Genomic DNA, 17,976 nt, shown 5'->3' with positions numbered 1-17,976 from the left:
CCCGATGCGGCCCATTCTGGCCGCTCTCACCACGGGGACGGAGCGGGGCGCGGGTTCTCGACATCGTCGCGGGGATTTCTTTTCGCGGATTTCCCGGGGAAACGGCAGGAGCCCCTCGCAGTCGCGCCGCGAGGGGCTCCCGGGCAGGTCAGACGCCTGCCGTTTCCGGTTCCTCGGCCGGGGCCGGTGCCGCGGGGGTCTCGCCCCGCTTCGCCGCCCGCCTCTTCGCCCGGCGCTCCTTGCGGAGCTCCAGCATCGTGTAGAGAGTCGGGACCAGCAGGAGGGTCAGCAGGGTCGAGGTGATCAGGCCGCCGATCACGACCACCGCGAGCGGCTGGGCAATGAAGCCGCCCTCGCCGGTGACGCCCAGCGCCATCGGGAGGAGCGCGAAGATCGTCGCCAGGGCCGTCATCAGGATCGGGCGCAGCCGGTGTCGGCCGCCCTCGATCACGGCCTCGACGACGCCGTAGCCCTGCTCGCGGTACTGGTTGATCAGGTCGATCAGCACGATCGCGTTGGTCACCACGATGCCGATGAGCATCAGCATGCCGATCATCGCCGGGACGCCCATCGGGGTGCCGGTGACGACCAGGAGGCCGATCGCGCCGGTGGCCGCGAAGGGGATCGAGACCAGGAGGATCAGCGGCTGGGCCAGGGAGCGGAAGGTCGCCACCAGCAGCATGAAGACGATCGCGATCGCCGCCAGCATGGCCAGGCCCAGGTTCTTGAACGCCGAGTCCTGGTCCGAGGTGACCCCGCCGATCTCGGCCGTGGCGCCCTTGGGGAGCTTGAGGGCGTCCAGCTTGGAGGTGAGGTCCGCGCTGACCGCGCCGGTGTTGTCGCCGGTCGGCTTCGCCGTGATCGTGGCGGCCCGCTGGCCGTCGATCCGGGTCATCGACACCGGGCCGTCCACCAGCTTCACCGTGGCGATGTCGCCCAGTTTCACCGGCCCGAGCCGCAGGTTCCGCAGCTGCTCCAGGGTGGCCGCCGGCTTCGCCGACTTGATGACGACGTCCCGCTCGGTGTCGTCCAGGACGGCCCGGCCGGCCGTGGTGCCCTTGACGGCCTGGGTCACCGCGGCGCCCAGGGCCTGGTCGTCGAAGCCCGCCGCCGCGGCCTTGTCGTTGGCCTTCACGGAGATGCGCGGCACGCTCTGCGCGAGGTCGCTCGTCACGTCGGTGACGTCGTCCAGCCCCGCCACCGTCTTGCGGACCTGCTCGGACGCCTTGCGCAGGACGTTCGCGTCGGCCGCCTTCACGACCACGCTGAGGTCCTGGCTGCCGAAGCCGTCCCCGGCGGCGACGGTCGTGGTGCCGATGCCGTCGAGCTTCTTCAGGCCCGCCTCGATGTCGTCCTGGACCCGGTCGTACTGCGCCGAGTCCTCCAGCATGACCTGGTAGGACGCCTGGTTGGTGTCCGTCCCGCCGCCGAAGGCCGCCATGAAGCCGGAGGAGCCGATGGTGACCTGGTAGTCCTTGACGCCCTTGGTGCCGGCGAGCAGCTTCTCGACCTTCCTCGCCTGGACGTCGGTCGCCGCCAGGCTGGTGCCGGGCTTCAACTCCTGCTTGACGGTGAGGACTTCCTGCTCGCCCTGGTCGAAGAAGTTGGTCTTCAGGAGCGGGGCCATGCCGAAGGTGCCGATCAGGATCACGGCCGCCAGCAGCACGCTGGTCAGACGGCGCCGTGTCGCGAAGCGCAGGACGGGGACGTAGAAGCGCTGGAGCCTGCTCCTCGCCTCCTTCTCCTCCGCGAGCCGGCGTGCCTCGTCCGCGTCCTCGGGGGTGCCCTTCGGGGCGCGCAGGAACCAGTACGACAGGACCGGGACGACCGTCAGGGACACCAGCAGCGAGGCCAGCAGGGCCGCCGTCACCGTGAGGCTGAACGCGCCGAACAGGGCGCCCACCATGCCGCCGACCAGGCCGATCGGCAGGAACACGGCGACCGTGGTGAGGGTCGAGGAGGTGACCGCGCCGGCCACCTCGCGGACCGCGGTGAGGATCGCCGAGTGCCGCTCCTCGCCGTAGCCGAGGTGCCGCTTGATGTTCTCCAGGACGACGATGGAGTCGTCGACGACCCGGCCGATCGCGATGGTCAGCGCGCCCAGCGTCAGCATGTTGAGCGACAGGTCGCGGGTCCACAGCACGATCAGGGCCAGGACGACGGAGAGCGGGATACTGACCGCCGTCACCAGCGTCGAGCGGACCGACGCCAGGAAGACCAGGATGACCAGGACCGCGAAGAGCAGGCCGAGCGCGCCCTCGGTGGTCAGGCCCGAGATGGCCTTCGCGACCGCCGGGCCTTGGTCGCTGACGACGGTGATCGTCGCGCCGGAACCGAGGTCCTGGCGCAGGCCGGGCAGCTTGTCCTCGACCGCGTCCGAGATGGCGACCGCGCTGCCGTCGTGGTCCATGGTGACCGCGACGGAGAGGCTGGGCCTGCCGTCGGTGCGGGTGATCGAGTCGGCCGGGGCCGGCACCTGCTTCACGCCGGCCAGGTCGGCCAGCCGGACCGGCTTGCCCGAACCCTTGAGCATGAGGTTCTGGATCTGCTCCAGCGAGGTGAAGCCGCCGCCGACCTGGACCGTCCGGTTGGCGCCGTCCTCGTCGAAGGAGCCGGCCGGGACGGTCGCGCCGCCCGCCTGGAGCGCCTGCGCGAGGGACTGGGTCGTCAGGCCCGCTGCCGCGAGCTTCTTCTCGTCCGGGGTCACGGCGACCTGGAGGTCGCGGACACCGCTGACGGTGACCTGGCCGACGCCGTCGATGTTCTTCAGCTCCGGTACGACGGTCCGGTCCAGCCGGTCCGCGAGGGCCTGCTGGTCCTTGTCCGAGGTGACGGCGAGCACCACCGTCGGCATGTCGTCCGTGGAGCCCGCGACCACCTGCGGGTCCACGTCCTGGGGCAACTGGGCCCGGTTGACGGCCAGTTGGACGTCGGCGACGAGCTGCTTGGTGTCGTTGCCGTAGTCGAAGGACGCCATGATCACGGCGTTGCCCTCGCTCGCCGTGGAGGTGACGCCGGAGACGCCGTCGACGGCTTCGAGGTTGTTCTCGATGGGCTCGACGACCTGCTTCTCGACGACGTCGGGGGCGGCACCCTGGTAGGGCGCGATCACCGACACCATCGGCAGTTCGATGGTGGGCAGGAGTTGCTGCTTCAGCTGCGGGATCGCGATCGCGCCGAACGCGATCGCGATGATGGACATCAGCCCTATGAGGGCCCGCTGCGCGAGGCTGAATCGGGACAGCCAGGACATGGGTGAGGGTTCTCAATTCTGTGAGCGGCAGAAGTGGCCGATGCGGCCGTGGTCGCCCCTCAACCCTGTGCCATCGGTGTGAGGTGTTTCGTAGCCCCCAGGTCCAGTTCCTTGTCCGGCACCTACTCCGGCCGCAGTACACGGGCCGGGCGTCACTCCACCCTCGGCCGTACCAGCCCCGACTCGTAGGCGATCACCACGAGCTGGGCCCGGTCCCGGGCGCCCAGCTTGGCCATGGCCCGGTTGACGTGGGTCTTGACGGTGAGCGGGCTGACCTCCAGGCGCTCGGCGATCTCGTCGTTGGAGTGGCCGCCGGCCACCTGCACGAGGACCTCGCGCTCGCGGACGGTGAGGGCGTCGAGGCGTTCGGCGCGGACGGGGTCGTGCGCGTCGTCCGCGTCGCCCTGGGCGAGGAAGCGGGCGATCAGGCCCTTGGTGGCGGCCGGGGACAGCAGGGCCTCGCCACCGGCCGCGACCCGGATGGCGCTGAGGAGCTCGTCGGGCTCGCTGCCCTTGCCGAGGAAGCCGGAGGCGCCGGCCCGCAGGGACTGCACGACGTAGTCGTCGACCTCGAAGGTCGTCAGGATGACCACGCGGACGTGCGCGAGGGACGGGTCGGCGCTGATCATCCGGGTGGCGGCGAGACCGTCCGTGCCGGGCATCCGGATGTCCATCAGGACGACGTCGGCGCGCTCCTCCTTGGTGAGCCGCACGGCCTCGGCACCGTCGGACGCCTCGCCGACCACCTCCATGTCCGGCTCCGAGTCGACGAGCACACGGAAGGCACTGCGCAGCAGTGCCTGGTCGTCGGCGAGCAGGACACGGATCGTCATACGGTCTCCCCCGGCTGGTCCTTGGCTGCGGATCGGGTCTTGACCGGCAGGATCGCATGGACGCGGAAGCCGCCTCCGTAGCGGGGACCGGTGGTGAGGGTGCCGCGCAGGGCGGTGACGCGCTCGCGCATGCCGAGCAGTCCGTGGCCGCCGCCTCCGTCCGGGTCGTGGTCCTCGCCGTTGCCGTTGTCGAGGACGGTGATCTCCACGTTCGGGCCGACGCGTACGACGCTGACCTCGGCCTTCGCCTCCGTCCCCGCGTGCTTCTGGACGTTGGTGAGGGCTTCCTGGATGACCCGGTAGGCGGCGAGGTCGACGGCGGCGGGCAGGGTGGTGCCGTGATCGGCGCGGGCGACCTCGACGTGCAGGCCCGCGCTGCGGAAGGTGCCGACGAGTTCGTCGAGGCGGGCGAGGCCGGGAGCCGGTTCGGTGGGCGCCTCGGGGTCGCCGGACTGCCGGAGCAGACCGACGGTGGCGCGGAGTTCGTTGAGGGCTGAGCGGCTGGCCTCGCGGACGTGGGCGAGGGCTTCCTTGGCCTGGTCGGGCCGCTTGTCCATGACGTGGGCGGCGACCCCGGCCTGGACGTTGACCAGGGCGATGTGGTGGGCGACGACGTCGTGCAGGTCGCGGGCGATGCGCAGGCGTTCCTCGGCGACCCTTCTGCGGGCCTCCTCCTCGCGGGTGCGTTCCGCCTTCTCGGCGCGCTCCCTGATGGCCTGGACGAAGGCGCGGCGGCTGCGCACGGCGTCGCCCGCGGTGGCGCCGATGCCGGTCCAGGCGAAGATCGCGAGGTTCTCCTGGGCGTACCAGGGCAGCGGCCCGGCGAGCATGGCGACGCCGGTGAGCACGGTCATGGTGAGCAGGCCGACCCGCCAGGTGGTGGGGCGGTCGGTGGTGGAGGCGACCGTGTAGAGGGCGATCACGGCGGCCATGGCGACGGGGGCGCGGGGGTCGCCGGTGACGCACTCGGTGACGGAGGCGGCGCCGGTGAGGGCCAGGACCGTGAGGGGGGCGCGGCGGCGGAAGACCAGGGCGGCGGCCGCGAGGGCGATGAGGACGAGGCTGAGGGAGGCCGGGGTGCGGATGCTCCAGCTGACGTCGTGCTCGCCGTGGGGGTCCACGAAGGAGCCGGCGACCATGCAGACGAGGACTCCCGTGGCGAGGACGGCGTCCGCGGCGACGGGGTGTGCCTTGAGGTGGCGGCGGACTCGGTCTCGGGGGGTCACGTCTTCCTGCGGCGCTGGGGCCGGGGGGTGTCGGGGGGTGGCTGTGCGTTCGCGGCCTCGGGTGGGTGGGGGTGCGCGTCCCTGGGGGCTGCGCCCCCAGACCCCCCATCGGCCCTTGCGGGCCTCGTCCTCGAACGCCGGACGGGCTGGAGTGACCCGAACCGGCGTCCAAAGGTACGGCCCTCAGCCTGGGATCAGGCCGTCGTCGCTGAGCAGTTCCCGGACTTCCTCCAGGGTGGCGTCCGGGGACGGGAGGATCAGTTCCGAGGGTTCCAGGGAGTCGTCCGGGAGGGGGTCGCCCAGTTCGCGGACCCTGGTGAGGAGGGCTTGGAGGGTGCGGCGGAAGCCCGGGCCGTCGCCCTTCTCCATCTCGGACAACAACTCGTCGTCCAGCTTGTTCAGGTCGGCGAGGTGGCTGTCGGCCAGCCTCACCTGACCCTCCCCCATGATCCTTACGATCATGTCGCCCTCCTCGGCGTGGGCCCTACTGCTTGTCGAAGCGTGGGGTGTCCTGCGGCTGCTGCTGGGACTGCGACTGGCCGGTGCCGCCCTCGATCGCCTGCTGCGAGGACCCTCCCGCCAGCTCCGCCTTCATGCGCTGCAGTTCCAGCTCTACATCCGTACCACCGGAGAGCCGGTCCAGCTCGGCCTGGATGTCGTCCTTGTGCATGCCGGACTGGTCGTCGAGGGCGCCGGAGGCGAGCAGTTCGTCGATCGCGCCGGCCCGCGCCTGGAGCTGGGCCGTCTTGTCCTCGGCACGCTGAATCGCCAGGCCCACGTCGCCCATCTCCTCGGAGATGCCGGAGAAGGCCTCGCCGATCCGGGTCTGCGCCTGGGCCGCGGTGTACGTCGCCTTGATGGTCTCCTTCTTCGTACGGAAGGCGTCCACCTTGGCCTGGAGCCGCTGGGCCGCAAGGGTGAGCTTCTCCTCCTCGCCCTGGAGCGTGGAGTGCTGGGTCTCGAGGTCGGTCACCTGCTGCTGGAGCGCGGCACGGCGGGACAGGGCCTCGCGGGCCAGGTCCTCACGGCCGAGCGCGAGCGCCTTGCGGCCCTGGTCCTCGAGCTTCGAGGACTGCGACTGCAGCTGGTTGAGCTGGAGCTCCAGGCGCTTGCGCGAGGTGGCCACGTCGGCCACGCCCCGGCGCACCTTCTGGAGCAGCTCCAGCTGCTTCTGGTAGGAGTAATCGAGGGTTTCGCGCGGGTCCTCGGCCCGGTCAAGGGCCTTGTTCGCCTTCGCGCGGAAGATCATCCCCATACGCTTCATGACACCGCTCATGGGCTTCGCGCGCCCCCTTCTGACGGACTTCCAGCTCCAGCTCTGCGACAGAACCCACAGTACGGGCCCTGCATCCATTGACGCACTGTTCGGGGACGGATGCGCTCATCCCCAAGGACGACTGACGAATCCCTTGCTCCGGCGTAAGGAGTAGGTGACCTTCAGGGTGAGTGACCCGTCACCGGACGTCCCCTCTGTCCCCCTACATGACGACTGGTGTTGCCGGATCGTTCCCCACGGGGCTGGGGTCCAACCCCGGACACCCCTTACCCTTGGGTTTTGTGTTCCGTAGCCGTGCCACCAAGGAAGAGAAGGCCGCCGTCGCCGACAAGGCGCAGCTGACCGACTCCAAGCAGATCCGCGACCCGCAGGCCCCCAAGGGCCGGCCCACGCCCAAGCGCAGTGAGGCCCAGTCCCAGCGCCGCAGCGTCGCCAACACCTCGCTCACCCGCAAGGACGCCGCGAGGCGCCAGCGGGAGGAGCGCCGCAGCGCGCTGGAGAGGCAGCGTCAGGCGCTGGCCGGCGGCGACGAGCGCTACCTGCCCAAGCGGGACAAGGGCCCGGTGCGCAAGTTCGCGCGCGACTTCATCGACTCGCGGTTCAACGTGGCCGAGTTCTTCCTGCCCATGGCCGTGGTCATCCTCGTGTTGAGCCTGGTGCGGGTGGGTGCGCTGCAGAGCATCGCGCTGCTGCTGTGGCTGGTCGTGATCGTGCTCATCGTGCTCGACGCGATCGTCAACGCCTTCCGGCTGCGCAAGCAGCTCCTGCAGCGCTTCCCGGACCAGGACCGCAAGGGCGCGGTCGGCTACGCCCTGATGCGCTCTCTCCAGATGCGTCGCCTCCGGCTGCCGAAGCCTCAGGTCAAGCGCGGAGAGCGGCCCTGAGTACGACGTCTTTCTCCGGGGGTGCGGCCGATGCCTGGCTGGGCAAGCTGGGCGGGCTGCGGAACGTCGTACGGCAGGAGCTGGTGGCCCGGCAGCTCGACGAGCAGATAGTGGGGCGGTACCCGGTCGGGCAGCGGCTCAGGGTGCTCGACGTGGGGATGGGCCAGGGCACGCAGGCGCTACGGCTGGCCCGTGCCGGACATCAGGTGACCGGGCTCGAGCAGGACTCCACGATGGTGGCGGCGGCCCGGGAGTCGCTGTCCGCCGAGCCGGAGGGCATCCGGGAGCGGATGCGGATCATCGAGGGCGACGGCCGGGACACCGGGGTGCACTTCCTGCCGGGCAGCTTCGACATCGTGCTCTGCCACGGCGTGCTCATGTACGTCGAGGAGCCCGACCCGCTGCTTGCCGGGCTGGCGCGGATGCTGGCGCCGGGCGGGCTGCTGTCGCTGCTCGTGCGCAACGGCGACGCGCTGGCGATGCGGCCGGGACTGGCCGGGGACTGGACCGGCGCGCTCGGCGCCTTCGACACCACCGCCTACCGGAACCGGCTGGGCCTCGATGTGCGGGCCGACCGGCTGGACACCCTGACCGCGACGCTCGCGGGCATCGGGGCGCCGCTCCAGGCCTGGTACGGCGTGCGGGTGTTCACGGACACGGCCTTGGACGACGCCGAGGTACCGGACGACATCGAGACACTGCTGGCCTGCGAGGAACGGGCGGGGCGCACGGATCCGTACCGGGGGGTCGCGGCGCTGCTGCACCTGTGCGGGGTGCGGGGCTGAGGCCGCGCGCGCCTGATCGGGATGCGGAGCTGAGCGGGGTGCGGGGCTGAACCCGTACGCACTCGTGCGGGATGCGGGCTGAGCCCGTTCGGGCGAACAGTGCGGGCTCGGGGACGGGCATCGACGTGAGACTCGGGGCATGAATGCTTCGCGTACCCGCGCTCTGCGGCTGTCCGTGGCGGTGCTCGTGTGTTGCGTCGGCCTGCTGGCCGGCTGTTCGGACTCGGACTCCGGTTCTTCCGGCCGCGAGGAGAGCTCGACCACCCAGGCCGCCGTGCCCGCCGCCGACGGCGACCTGCAGAGCACCTACCAGAAGGTGATCAAGGACGTTCTGCCGTCGGTCGTACAGATCCAGACCGGCGGTGATCTGGGGTCCGGGGTGGTGTACGACGACCAGGGGCACATCGTCACCAACGCGCATGTCGTCGGGGACGCGAAGACCTTCGAGGTGACGACGGCGAACAGCGAGAACGTGCTGACGGCGACGCTCGTCTACTCGTATCCCGAGCAGGACCTGGCCGTCGTCAAGCTGGACAAGGTGCCGGACGGGCTGCGGCCCGCGGCCTTCGGGAACTCCGCCAAGGTGGCGGTCGGACAGATCGTCCTCGCCATGGGATCACCGCTCGGGCTGTCGTCCAGCGTGACCCAGGGCATCGTCTCGGCGACCGGACGGACCGTCAGCGAGGGCGGCAGCGACGGCGGTACCGGCGCGACCATCCCCAACATGGTCCAGACGTCCGCGGCCATCAACCCCGGCAACAGCGGCGGCGCCCTCGTCAACCTCGACGGCCAGGTCATCGGCATCCCGACGCTGGCCGCCACCGACCCCCGGATCGGCAGCGCGGCGCCCGGGATCGGGTTCGCGATCCCCGCGTCGATGGTGAAGACGGTCGCCGGTCAGATCATCGAGGACGGCAAGGTCACCGACTCGGGCCGGGCCGCGCTCGGCATCACCGGCCGTACCGTCGTGGACGGCGCGTTCCAGGCCGCCGGGGTCGCGGTCGTCGAGGTCGAGGAGGGCGGGGCCGCGGACAAGGCCGGCCTCCAGGAGGGGGACGTGATCACGCAGCTGGGCGACACCCCGGTCACGACGATCACCTCGCTGTCCGAGGCGCTGGCGGGGATGAAACCGGGCCAGAAGACGTCCGTGACCTACACGCGGAACGGCAGCGCCAAGACGGTGGACGTGACGCTGGGTGAGCAGTAGGGGCGCGGTGGGCGGGGGCTTCCCGGGAAACCCCCGCCCTGCCACTGCTACGCCTCCTCGGCCGCCTTCAGGCTCATCGGGCCGTAGATCTCGGTGGCGTCCTCGAACAGCCGGACCTGTTCCGCGCCGCCCGCGAGCAGGGGCTTCCAGTACTCACCGAGCCAGGACTCGGCGTCCCCCTGGGTCGTGAACTCCTCCGGCTCGACCGCGGGCTCGGTCTCCGCACCGTCGGACTTCTCGAATCGCCAGGTCCATGTCGCCATGTGAGCCTCCCGTGTTTGAGCCGTTACGAAGAGCACCCTAAGCGGTGGTTCGGGGTCTGCGGGCAGGTGGGGGCCCGCAGGGGTGCCATTGCGCGCGCTTGATCGACAGTGACCGGAGAGAATCGTTTCCGTGGAACTCACTCTGCTCGGTACCGGCGCCCCCAGCGGCCTTCCCCGTCCCGACTGTCCCTGTGCCGCCTGCGCAACCGCTGTCGCCACGGAGGCCCGCGCCGCCACCTCGTTGCTCGTCGACGAGACGCTGTTGCTCGATCTCACGCCCGGGGCCGCCTTCGCCGCCGCCCGCAGCGGACATTCCCTCGCCGGTGTGCGGCAGGTCCTGCTGTCGCACCCCCACGACGGGCCCCCCGTCGAGGTCCCCGCCGGGGTTCCGCAGCCGGGGCGGGTGCCGGACGGGCGGGAGTTGGCGTTGTTGACGGGGCATCGGGTGCGGGCCGTGGCGATGGACGCGCCGGGGACCGGGTACGCGGTGACCGGCCCCGACGGGCAGCGGCTGCTGTACCTGCCGCCGGGGGGCGCGCCCGCGGGGCTGGAGGAGGGCGCCGTCGAGCCGTACGACATGGTGCTCGCCGATGTCGTACGGCGACCGGACGCGCTGGCGCGGCTGCGGGCGGTGGGAGCGGTGGGGCCCACGACCGATGTCGTCGCCGTGCATGTGGACCACGACGTGCCTCCCGGCGCCGAGTTGCGGCGGAGGCTGGCCGCGGCCGGGGCGCGGGCCGTGCCGGACGGGACGACCCTCGCCGTCGGCGCCTACGAGGACGTACCGGATGTGCCGCGGCGGACGCTGGTGCTGGGCGGGGCGCGGTCCGGGAAGTCGGTGGAGGCGGAGCGGCGGCTGGAGGCGTTTCCCGAGGTGCTGTACGTGGCCACCGGGGGGACGCGGAGCGGGGACACCGAGTGGGGCTCGCGGGTCGCCGCGCATAGGGAGCGGCGGCCGGGGTCGTGGCGTACGGCGGAGACGTGCGACCTGGTGCCGCTGCTGAAGGACGACGGGGCGCCGCTGCTGATCGACTGTCTGTCGCTGTGGCTGACGGACGCGATGGATGCGGTGGGGGCCTGGGACGACGTCGAGTGGGCCGGCGGTGGGGAGCGGGAACTGCGGGCGCGGGTGCGGGAGTTGACGGAGGCGGTGCGCGCGACGCGGCGGACCGTGGTCGCCGTGTCCAACGAGGTCGGGTCGGGGATCGTGCCGGCCACGGCGTCCGGACGCCGGTACCGGGACGAACTCGGGCGCCTGAACACGGCGTTCGCGACCGAGTGCGAGCAGGTGCTGCTGGTGGTGGCGGGACAGGCCCTGGTCCTACGAGGCTGAGGACGCCGACGCCGCGTCCCCCTGCCCGCCGGCGTCCCGACCGCCGCCGGGCCCGGAATCCACATCCTGGGCATGCCCGTCCCCGGGGATCACGGCCCGGCCGGAGCTGGTCTCGGCGCCCTGGGCTTGCCCGTCCCCGGCGCCCGCGGTCCGACCGGAGCTGGTCCCGGCGCCCACGACCCGGGCCCGGGTGTTCGTGCTCTTGCGGGCGATCACCCGGTACGTGCCCGCGAAGCGGGTGCCGGACAGGAGGAGGGACAGGGTGTGGTCCAGTGCTCGGGCGGCCGGCAGGAGCGGGGTCAGGTTCGGGGGCAGCGCGGTCGCCACGCGGGGCGGGATGTGCGCGGATCTGCGGGACGTGGTGATGATCGTGCAGCCGTGGGACTCCAGTAGGGGCCGGGGGTCCTCGGGGGACTCCACGAGGAGGTGGCCGCCGGGGCGCAGGGCGGCGAGGGCGGCCCGGAGTTCCCCGGGGTCGGCCGGCCGGTTCAGGAGGCTGACCACGTCGTAGCGGGCGCGGAGGTGCGCGGCGAGGTGCGGGTCCGTCAGGGCGCCCCGGTAGCCCTCCTCCAGGCGTTCGACGGCCTGGGCGTGCAGGACGCGGGGCGTGGGGTCGACGCCGTCGAAGGCCGTGTAGGGGAAGAACGTGCGCGCCGCCTCCGGGAAGTCCGCGTCCCCCGTCCCCACGTCCAGCCAGCTCTCCGGCTCCGGCAGCCACCGCAGCGCACGGGCGGTGGAGCGAAGTCGCCGTGGGGAAGGGGCGGTTGGTGCGGGCATGGGGCCTCCCGGGGCGCACGGCGATCCAGCACGGCAATTCGCTATAAAACGGAACGTATGGGATCGCGATCTTGGGTGCAATGACGTCATGGCCCCGTGGCGCCCCCGTGGCTCCCCCGTGTTCGATCAGGGCCGGTACTGTTCGGCGAATGAGCTCGCTTAATCTCGACGACTTCACCGATCTGATCGAGCGCCCCGACGGCGGGGTGCGTCGCGACGCAGAGGCGCGCCGGGAGCGTCAGATCGTGCCGCCCGGGGCGCTGGGCCGCCTCGACGACCTGGGTGAGTGGCTGGCCGCGGCGCAGTCGGCCGTTCCGGTACGGCCGGTCGAACGGCCGCGGGTCGTCCTGTTCGCCGGCGACCACGGGATCGCCTCGCAGGGAGTCTCCGGACGGCCCGCGGGCAGCGCCTCGGAGCTGGTGCGGGAGGTCCTGGAGGGCGGTCGTCCGGTGTCGGTCCTCGCGCGGCGGCTCGGTGTGCCGGTGCGGGTCGTGGACATGGCGCTGGACTGCGATCCGGAGGGGCTGCCGGAGGAGGTCGTACGGCATCGGGTGCGGCGCGGGAGCGGTCGTATCGACGTCGAGGACGCGTTGACGCCGGAGGAGGCCGAGGCCGCGTTCCGGGCCGGGGTCGCGGTCGCCGACGAGGAGGCCGACTCCGGGACCGATCTCGTGGTGCTCGGCGATGTCAGCGTGGGCGGCACCACGGCGGCGGGCGTGCTGGTCGCCGCGCTGTGCGGGACCGACGCGTCCGTGGTGACCGGGCGCGGCGGGACCGGCATCGACGACCTGGCGTGGATGCGCAAGTGCGCGGCGATCCGGGACGCCCTCAGGCGGGCACGGCCGGTGCTCGGGGACCAGTTGCAGCTGCTGGCGACGGTCGGCGGGGCCGATCTCGCGGCGATCACGGGCTTCCTGCTCCAGAGCGCGGTGCGCAAGCTGCCGGTCGTGCTGGACGGCGTGGTCGTGTCCGCGTGTGCGCTGGTGGGGCAGCGGATCGCGTTCCGGGCGCCGGACTGGTGGCTGGCCGGGCAGAACAGCGGGGAGCCGGGGCAGACGAAGGCGCTGGACCGGATGGCGCTGGAGCCGCTGCTCGACCACGGGGTGACGGTCGGCGAGGGGGCGGGCGGACTGCTGGCCCTGCCGCTGGTGCAGGCCGCGGCCGCGCTGGCCGCCGAGCTGCCGGAGAGGCCCGAGGCCCCCTCCGAGGAGCCGGAGGTCGAGGAGCCGGAGAAGGAGGAGTAGCCGGGTCCGGCCGGTCGGGCACCGCCGGGCCGGGTTCGGCCGGTCGGGCACCGCCGGGCCGGGTTCGGCCGGTCGGGCACCGCCGGGGTGCGTCGCCGTGGCTGAGCACCGCCACGGCGGACAAGCGGGGCAGGATCACCCTTTATGGGAGATGTCCTGGATTCCGGTACCCGTCGGCCGTCCACCACCGCCTCTCGGCGGGCCGCCGGGTTCGCCGTCTGGTACCTGCGGGTCGTCGCGTTCGTCAACTTCCTCAGCGCGGTGTGGGTGACGCTGGGGCAGGACGTGCGGCGGCACAACCAGGAGAACTACTTCACGCCGTATCTGCTGACGGCGGGCTTCGCCTCCGGGGTGTTCACGGCCTTCCTCGCCATCACCATGCGGCGGCGCAAGCGGGCCGCGTGGATCCTGAACCTGGTGCTTTCCGGGGCGTTCCTCGCGCTGTTCGTCCTCGCGATGGCGTTCCCGGAGATCCGCCGGTACGCGCAGAACTGGATCTCGCTGGTCCTCACCGCCGCGTTCGTCGTCGCGCTGCTGGTCGGGCGGCGGGAGTTCTACGCCAAGGGCGACCGGTCGAACCCACGGCTCGCCGCCGCCGTCGCGGTGGGCGGACTGCTCGTGTCCTCGCTACTGGCCGCCCTGCTGGTGACCGTCACCAACGAGGCGCCCGGCTCGTCCAGCTTCACCGAGCGGTGGTGGTACGGCACCCTGCGGCTGGTCTCCGTCGCCTCCGACGACTCCCGCTTCGACGGGATCGCCACGCCGAACTGGGTCGACGTCGCCATCAACGTGCTCAGCACGATCCTCGTCCTGGCCGTCTTCTACGCCGCCTTCCGCTCCCGGCGTGCGGTCGACCCGCTCACCGAGGACGACGAGCGGCGCCTGCGGGAGCTGCTGGACAAGCACGGGGAGCGGGACTCGCTCGGGTACTTCGCGCTGCGCCGGGAGAAGAGCGTGGTGTGGTCGCCGACCGGGAAGGCGGCCGTGGCCTACCGGGTCGTCGGCGGGGTCTCGCTGGCCTCCGGCGATCCGATCGGGGACCCGGAGGCCTGGCCGGGGGCGATCGAGCCGTGGCTCGCCGAGGCACGCGTGCACGGGTGGCTGCCGGCGGTGATGGGCGCGGGCGAGGACGCGGGGACCGTGTACGCGCGACACGGCCTGGACGCGCTGGAGCTGGGCGACGAGGCGATCGTCGAGATCGCCGAGTTCACCCTGGAGGGCCGGGCGATGCGGACCGTGCGGCAGGCCTACAACCGGGTCAAGCGGGCCGGGTACACGGTCCGGATCCGGCGCCACGAGGACATCCCCGCCGAGGAGATGGAGGCGCTCGTACGGCGGGCCGACGATTGGCGGGACGGGGCCACCGAACGCGGGTTCAGCATGGCGCTGGGGCGGCTCGGGGACCCCGCGGACGGCCGGTGCGTGGCGCTGGAGTGCAGGGACGGCGAGGGCGAGCTGAAAGCCGTGCTGTCCTTCGTGCCCTGGGGACCGCACGGGCTGTCGCTCGACCTCATGCGCCGGGACCGCGACGCCGACAACGGCCTCGTGGAGTTCATGGTCATCGAGCTCCTCAACCGGGCCCGGGAGATCGAGATCACCCAGGTCTCGCTCAACTTCGCCATGTTCCGTTCGGTCTTCGAACGTGGGGCACGGCTCGGTGCCGGGCCGGTGCTGCGGCTGTGGCGCTCGCTGCTGAGCTTCTTCTCCCGCTGGTGGCAGATCGAGTCGCTGTACCGGGCCAACGCCAAGTACCGGCCCATCTGGGAGCCGCGCTTCCTGCTCTTCGAGAAGAGCGCGGACCTGCCGCGCATCGGCCTCGCGTCGGCCCGCGCGGAGGGGTTCCTGGAGGTGCCGGGACTGCCGGGGTGGCTGCGGCGGCGGGAGCACCTGAGCACGCACAGATGAGGACCAGGGGATGAAGAGGATCGCCCGCTGGGCTCGCGCGGAGTGGGGGGCGCTGTACGGCACCGTGCGCGAGCCGCTGCTGCGGCGGAGGTGGCGGGCGGTCCCCCTGGCCCTGACGTCCGTGTGCCTGACGGCGGCCCTGCACCTCGTGCACAACCAGTCGTGGGGCTACGGCTTCGTCCAGGACGTGGGTGCGGTGCGCGCGGCGGATCCCCTGTGGCTCGCCCTCCTCCGCACGCCTCTCTCCCTGTTCGTGCCCGCGCTGGACCTGCCGGTGTGGGGGGCGCTGGCACAGATCCTGTTCGTGTTCGGGATCGCGGAGATCTGTCTGGGCCGGTGGCGGACGCTCACGCTGGCCTACGCGGCCACGCTCGCCGGGACGCTGTACGCGCGCGTGGGCATCTGGCTGGGCCCCGACAACCCCCTCGGCCTGCCCGCCTCGGACGCCCACGTCGTCGACACCGGCCCGTCGGCGGCCGTGGTCGGCCTCGCCGTCTTCCTCGGCCTGCGCTACGGCGCCCGGGTCACCACGGGTGCGGTGATCGCGGCGATGCTGGTCGAGGTGGCGGCAAAGGAGAACCTGGCCGGCCGAGAACACCTGGCCGCCATCGCAGCGATGCTCCTCCTGTGCGGCTTCTCGACGGCACGGCGACGCCGGGCTGGGAGGAGGGGCGGGTCGGGTGGCGGGGCTGGGGGTCGGCCCGGGGCCAGATCCGGGGCCGGGACGGACGGCGAGGCTGAGGCGGACTCTGGGGCTGCGGCCAACCGCGAGGCGGGGGCAGGTTGCCAGGCCGCAGCCGACCGCGAGGCTTGGACCGAGGCCCGGGCCGGGACCGGAGCCGACTCCCGGGCTGGAGCCGCAGCCGAGTCCCGGACCGGGGCTGGGACCGGATGCCAGGCCGGAGCCGACGGCAAAGCGGAGGCGGACCCCAGAATCTCAACCGACTCCCGGGCCGGGGCCAACCGCGCCGGGGCGGACTCCGAAGCCGGAGCCGACCGCGAGGCTCAGGCCGACTCCCGGACGGGAGCCGCAGCCAAGTCCCGGGCCGGGGCTGGGGCTGGGACCGGATGCCGGGCCGGAGCCGACGGCAAGGCGGAGGCGGACTCCAGAACCTCAACCGACTCCCGGGCCGGGGCCAACCGCGAGGCGCGGGCCGACTCCCGGGCCGGGGCTGGCGGCGAGGCGCGGGCCGACCGCGAAGCTCGGGGCGACTCCCGGGCCGGGGAGGGGGGTGGGGCCTGGTTTGGGCGGAGTGTTCGTCGGCGAGGGGGTGCGGGTGGGCCCGGCGGTCCGGCGCAGCCCGGGGCCGGGGAGTCGCCTCGGAGTGTCTGAGGTGGGCAGGCGGGCTCGGAGACGGTCGGCGGGGGTCAGGGGTCCAGGGGCCGTACCGGGTCCGGTTTGCCTCCGAGGAGGTCCTGGAATTTTCGGCGGGGGCCCGACCAGCGCTTGTCGCGGCGGTAGGCGCGGAGCAGGGCGCGGGCCCTGGCGCGCGGGCGGTGGCGGTAGAAGCGCCGGGCATAAGGGGAGTTGGGACGGGCCAGGCGGATCAGTCCGATGAGGCCCACCAGCGGGACGATCACGCTGAAGATCGCCATCCGGGTCTTGCCCTTGAGCAGGACGACCATCGCGAAGAGGAAGTTGAGCACCACGCTGGAGATGACTCCGCCGCGGTCCTGCGCCTCGTCCTGCGTCACGTCGTTGACGCCGAACGGCGAGAACCCGGCGAGCACGAGCCCGACGAGAGCCGCGGTGAGGACGACCACCTCGACGCTCTTGCGGCCCTCCTCGCTCCAGTAGACGTCGTCGAGGTGCAGGATCAGCGCGAACTCGTCCAGCACGAGCCCCGCGCCGATCCCGAACACGACCGCGCACAGCGCCGCCCCGAAGCCGTGCCGCCCGCTCGCGACCGCGCCGAACCCACCGACCACGGACAGCACGACACCGGGCACCACGTGGTGGATGTGCACCCCGCCGGTGCTGATGTTGCCGAAGGGCCCCTTGCCCGCCCGGATGAGCCGGGTCACGCACCGGGTGATCAGGAAGGTCAGCACGAACGCGGTCAACGCGAGCAGCAGCGGCAGCTTGCCGGGTTCGACGATGTTGCGGTGCAGCCAGTGGCCCATGGCCCCAGTCTCACGGGACCGCGGGCGGCCCGCGCTGCCACTGCGGCGTCCGGGCTACCCTGCGGACGTGTCCATGACCCCGCCGCCCACCGACGGCCTCCGCTTCGCCTTCGGCACGCTCAGCGTGCTCCCCGTGAAGGTGACCCGCTGGGACCGCGAGACGGCACGCGGCGGCATGCTGTGCGCTCCGCTGGTCGGACTGGTCCTGGGCGGCATCTCGGCCGCCCTGGGCCTGCTGCTGCTGTTCCTCGGCGCCTCCGAACCGCTCGCCGCGGTCGCCACGGTGGCCGTGCCGGCGGTCCTCACCCGGGGCCTGCACCTCGACGGCCTCGCGGACACGGCCGACGGCCTGGGCAGCGGCAAGCCGGCCGAGGACGCCCTGCGGATCATGAAGCAGTCCGACATCGGCCCGTTCGGCGTGATCACCCTCGTCCTCGTCCTGCTCGCCCAGACCGCGGCGCTGACCCAGGTGTACGGCGACTCCTGGGCCCGGGGCGCGGTCGCCGCCGTGGTCTCGGCGACGGCGGCCCGCCTGGCCCTGACCCTGGCCGCGCGCACCGGCGTCCCGGCGGCCCGTCCCGAGGGCCTGGGAGCGGCTGTGGCGGGAGTGGTCCCGCTCCGCGGCGCCGCACTGGTGGCCGCCGCGGTGACGCTGGGGGCGGCCGGAGCGGGCGCGCTCTTCGGGTCGTACGACGTCGTCCGCACGGTCCTCGCGGTCGCCGCCGCCGTGGCAGCCGCCGAACTCCTGCTGCGGCACTGCACCCGCCGCTTCGGCGGGGTGACCGGCGATGTGTTCGGCGGGCTGGCGGAGACGGCGACGACGGCGGCGCTGGTGATCCTCTCGATGACCTTCTAGTCCACGACTC

The 17,976-nt window shown here is 72.5% G+C and carries 15 protein-coding genes and 1 pseudogene; 8 read left to right on the top strand and 8 right to left on the bottom strand.

From position 1 onward, the window contains the following. Positions 1–148 precede the first annotated feature (148 nt). From OHN19_RS31650 to OHN19_RS31630, 5 genes are all read right to left on the bottom strand, one after another. A complete protein-coding gene (locus OHN19_RS31650) occupies positions 149–3,253 on the bottom strand; it encodes an efflux RND transporter permease subunit (protein ID WP_330267473.1) in 3,105 nt (1,034 codons plus the stop codon). 152 nt (positions 3,254–3,405) lie between these two features. Then, positions 3,406–4,086, bottom strand: a complete 681-nt coding sequence (locus OHN19_RS31645) for a response regulator transcription factor (protein ID WP_330267472.1) — start codon at positions 4,084–4,086, stop codon at positions 3,406–3,408. After that, entirely contained in the window at positions 4,083–5,312 is a 1,230-nt protein-coding gene (locus OHN19_RS31640; protein ID WP_330267471.1) for a sensor histidine kinase, read from the bottom strand. Before OHN19_RS31640 ends, OHN19_RS31645 begins: the two co-directional genes overlap by 4 nt. Positions 5,313–5,495: 183 nt before the next feature. After that, positions 5,496–5,774, bottom strand: a complete 279-nt coding sequence (pspAA, locus tag OHN19_RS31635; protein ID WP_330267470.1) for a PspA-associated protein PspAA — start codon at positions 5,772–5,774, stop codon at positions 5,496–5,498. 22 nt (positions 5,775–5,796) lie between these two features. Then, positions 5,797–6,561 carry a PspA/IM30 family protein gene (locus tag OHN19_RS31630; RefSeq protein WP_028809590.1) on the bottom strand — a complete coding sequence of 255 codons (765 nt, stop codon included), beginning with the start codon at positions 6,559–6,561 and terminating at the stop codon, positions 5,797–5,799. A gap of 233 nt (positions 6,562–6,794) precedes the next feature. On the opposite strand from OHN19_RS31630, the gene OHN19_RS31625 reads away from it, so the two are divergent. The 3 genes from OHN19_RS31625 (at position 6,795) to OHN19_RS31615 (ending at position 9,464) form a co-directional block, all read left to right on the top strand. After that, complete coding sequence (locus tag OHN19_RS31625) at positions 6,795–7,472, top strand: DUF3043 domain-containing protein (protein ID WP_330267469.1); 678 nt, start codon at positions 6,795–6,797, stop codon at positions 7,470–7,472. Between the two features lie 83 nt (positions 7,473–7,555). Next, complete coding sequence (locus OHN19_RS31620; protein WP_330267468.1) at positions 7,556–8,257, top strand: methyltransferase domain-containing protein; 702 nt, start codon at positions 7,556–7,558, stop codon at positions 8,255–8,257. A gap of 139 nt (positions 8,258–8,396) precedes the next feature. Beyond that, on the top strand, positions 8,397–9,464 hold the full coding sequence (locus tag OHN19_RS31615; RefSeq protein WP_330267467.1) for a S1C family serine protease: 1,068 nt from the start codon (positions 8,397–8,399) through the stop codon (positions 9,462–9,464). A 47-nt stretch (positions 9,465–9,511) separates the two neighbouring features. On the opposite strand, the gene OHN19_RS31610 is transcribed toward OHN19_RS31615, so the two are convergent. Beyond that, on the bottom strand, positions 9,512–9,727 hold the full coding sequence (locus OHN19_RS31610; protein WP_020137368.1) for a hypothetical protein: 216 nt from the start codon (positions 9,725–9,727) through the stop codon (positions 9,512–9,514). Between the two features lie 130 nt (positions 9,728–9,857). Between OHN19_RS31610 and OHN19_RS31605 the strand changes: the two genes are divergently transcribed. Then, on the top strand, positions 9,858–11,060 hold the full coding sequence (locus OHN19_RS31605; RefSeq protein ID WP_330267466.1) for a bifunctional adenosylcobinamide kinase/adenosylcobinamide-phosphate guanylyltransferase: 1,203 nt from the start codon (positions 9,858–9,860) through the stop codon (positions 11,058–11,060). Here OHN19_RS31605 and OHN19_RS31600 read toward each other — a convergent pair. Continuing rightward, positions 11,049–11,837 (bottom strand): class I SAM-dependent methyltransferase, encoded by a 789-nt coding sequence (locus OHN19_RS31600; RefSeq protein ID WP_330267465.1) that lies wholly within the window; start codon positions 11,835–11,837, stop codon positions 11,049–11,051. The genes OHN19_RS31605 and OHN19_RS31600 overlap by 12 nt on opposite strands. 149 nt (positions 11,838–11,986) lie before the next feature. Here OHN19_RS31600 and cobT point away from each other — a divergent pair, with 149 nt between their 5' ends. From cobT to OHN19_RS31585, 3 genes and pseudogenes are all read left to right on the top strand, one after another. Continuing rightward, the gene (gene cobT, locus OHN19_RS31595) at positions 11,987–13,081 is read left to right on the top strand and encodes a nicotinate-nucleotide--dimethylbenzimidazole phosphoribosyltransferase (RefSeq protein ID WP_330267464.1); all 1,095 of its coding nucleotides are present in this window, start codon (positions 11,987–11,989) and stop codon (positions 13,079–13,081) included. Positions 13,082–13,225: 144 nt separating this feature from the next. Further along, positions 13,226–14,986 (top strand): phosphatidylglycerol lysyltransferase domain-containing protein, encoded by a 1,761-nt coding sequence (locus tag OHN19_RS31590; protein ID WP_330267463.1) that lies wholly within the window; start codon positions 13,226–13,228, stop codon positions 14,984–14,986. 10 nt (positions 14,987–14,996) lie between these two features. Further along, positions 14,997–15,674, top strand: a pseudogene (locus OHN19_RS31585) (hypothetical protein); the annotation flags it as partial. 680 nt (positions 15,675–16,354) lie between these two features. On the opposite strand, the gene OHN19_RS31580 reads toward OHN19_RS31585, so the two are convergent. Further along, complete coding sequence (locus OHN19_RS31580; RefSeq protein WP_330267462.1) at positions 16,355–17,110, bottom strand: hypothetical protein; 756 nt, start codon at positions 17,108–17,110, stop codon at positions 16,355–16,357. A gap of 73 nt (positions 17,111–17,183) precedes the next feature. Here OHN19_RS31580 and OHN19_RS31575 point away from each other — a divergent pair, with 73 nt between their 5' ends. Further along, a complete protein-coding gene (locus OHN19_RS31575) occupies positions 17,184–17,966 on the top strand; it encodes an adenosylcobinamide-GDP ribazoletransferase (RefSeq protein WP_330269756.1) in 783 nt (260 codons plus the stop codon). Positions 17,967–17,976: the final 10 nt, after the last annotated feature.

The organism is Streptomyces griseorubiginosus, assembly GCF_036345115.1.
Lineage (GTDB): Bacteria > Actinomycetota > Actinomycetes > Streptomycetales > Streptomycetaceae > Streptomyces > Streptomyces griseorubiginosus_C.
The sequence above is the reverse complement of the archived record's forward strand: the minus strand, read 5'-3'. Positions and strand labels throughout refer to the sequence as shown.